This is a genomic window from Porphyromonas sp. CAG:1061 (assembly GCF_000435035.1).
Taxonomy (GTDB): domain Bacteria; phylum Bacteroidota; class Bacteroidia; order Bacteroidales; family Porphyromonadaceae; genus Porphyromonas_A; species Porphyromonas_A somerae.
The window spans coordinates 1-2,351 of sequence record NZ_HF988835.1 but is presented as its reverse complement, the minus strand read 5'-3'; the positions used below and the strand labels follow the sequence as shown (position 1 = coordinate 2,351).

Annotated in this window: 1 protein-coding gene; it reads left to right on the top strand. The window is 52.3% G+C overall.

All coding sequences use genetic code 11. The features are described 5' to 3' along the window. Positions 1-66: 66 nt before the first annotated feature. On the top strand, positions 67-2,351 hold a 2,285-nt coding region (locus tag QVO39_RS00695), incomplete at its 3' end, for a mediator of RNA polymerase II transcription subunit 4 (protein WP_288171262.1).

Genomic DNA, 2,351 nt, shown 5'->3' with positions numbered 1-2,351 from the left:
GCCTGACCGCACCTCCTGCCACTAGGAGAGAGGGAAAAGAAACAACAACAGACGCAGAGAATAAATATGACGAATATAAGCAGATCCATCAATCAGAAGCTAAGCACCCTGAGCGGCGTGTTACTAGCACTGCTCCTTAGCCTCACCGGCTGCCAGAAGGAGCGTTTCGTCCCCGAAGAGGATCTCGGCTACCGCCACACGGCAGAGTTTGATGAGGGCAGCACCTATATGTCGCTTGCACTTCGCACCAACCCACCCACATCCCCCACAACGGATCCAGCGAGCCAGACACAGACTGAGGATCAGAGGGGTGGCAACTACCAAGTCACCTGGCAGGGCGATGACCTCATTGAGAACTTCGCTGTCTTCATCGTCTCCGACAAGAGCGACAAGGTGCAGTGGATCGAAGGTTCTGTAACCGACACTAAAGTGGTAGAGAAGTGGGATCCCGCCAAGCAGGAGCTGCTTCTCAAGCCCTTTAGGTCGGCACCGGTCAATAAGCAGATCTTTGCTTTCTTCAATATCCCTCAGCAGTACCTCACCTACTTAGGCGAAAAGCTCGGTAATAAAAAAGAGTTCCTCAAGCGGATTGCAGAGCCTATCCCCTACATTGGTGCATCCGGCATCACCTACGGCAGTCATGATGCCCCCACCCTGGAGGCCTTTCGCCCCGACAGCCACATCGCCACCAAATTGGTATCGAGAGATACTTCGGGACAGCGCGAAAAGATCCCAGACTTGCTGTCATTTGCTGTCCATGGACGTCCCAGTGCACCGGGAGGTCCTAGACCCAGGGTGAGAGCCGACTACCCGACAGAATTTTTCGACATAAAAAGGATGAGCAGCACCAAGGAAGCTAAGGATCCCCCCTTTTACAAGAGGAATGATCGGATTATGTCGTCTGGCGTGAAGGAGAGCTACCGACCAGAGGATGAAATCACCGAGGAGGAGGTGAAGGAGCATGGACGTAACTTGGTACAGATCTACACCCGCCGAGTCTTGGCACAGGCGGTGGTGACGGTGGATGCTACACTTGTGGAGGAAGGCATCACCACGCTCAAGAATATGGAGCTGAAGTCGGTAAGCTTTCAAGTGCTCAATTTCGAGCCCTCCTTCTATCCTATCGCCAAAACAAACGATGGTAAGCTACCGGGCAACAAAAACACCCAGACACCTTTGTCCGACAAAAACGATAACACTAAGCTCGTGAACTTCAGTACCTACCCTATGTCGGTAATGGTAAATGGCGAGGCAGAGCAGTTTAATATAGGCTCGCTGATGCGGGATCGCTTCTTCCGGACGGCACACATCGTCTACGACGAGGTCGCACCGACAGAGCTGGATCCCTCCGACAAGGACTACGCACAGAAGCTACTGAGGCAGACAACATTCGAGAAAAAAGGTGGAGTTACTGTGGTGGACGATGAGACCCTCGACGGTGCAACAGCTCCATCCCTCCCCACCACCTTCTTCGGTAGCTGCTACGTGACGGAGACAACCCACCATTGGGCAACCGATCCCTCAAGTGGCTACAAGGTCACCAACACCCCTTTCTTCGCCGTCGTTGCAGCCTTTGACCTGAAGACGCTCCCTTGGTCAAGTACCTCGAAGGACATCATTCTAGAGAAGAACAGCAATAAGCGAGCAGACTTCAATAAGCTGACGGCGGGTCTGCAGAAGCAGATTGAGGAGAAGACGGCCGAGATGAATAAGCTCATTGCCGAGGGTGGCGGAGGAGCAGGCGACCCTTGGGCAGCAGCTCAGGCGAAGTTTAAGGAGTGGGAGGACCACTGCACCAACGCGATTGGATATGTCCCGAAGCCTCATAGAGATAAGATTAAGACAGAGAGAGAAAATTACGTTAAAGGCGTAATCGTCAATAGAGCAGGCTTTGATAAAGCAGTCCGTTCTGCCTATAGGAGAGTCAGGCAAGTTATCGATAGAGATGGAACAGCTGACGCTTCTAAAAAAGAGAAGGAGCTGTGGGCGGAGATAAAGGAGCTGGACGAGAAGAGGGAGAACAACCCAAATCAGGCGAAGATCAACCAGCTTGCTAAAGAGATAAAAGAGCTCAATGATAAAATCAAGAGGATGGAAGAGGAATTCTTTGCGTCCGAGGGGTGGTATCCTAGTAAAGAGGATGAGAGAGAGCTATTCACACCATCGGTATATGAGCAGGGCATCAAGCGGATCTACTACTCGCTGGTGGACGGGAAGTTTTATCTCAATTACCACGAGATACCCTCTGCCAACCGCGGTGGCGTGACGCACACCCTGAAGATGAATGACCCTTGGATCACGGAGATGAAAGAGAAGCTGGCACGCCACGGCTACAAGATCCCAACCGAAGC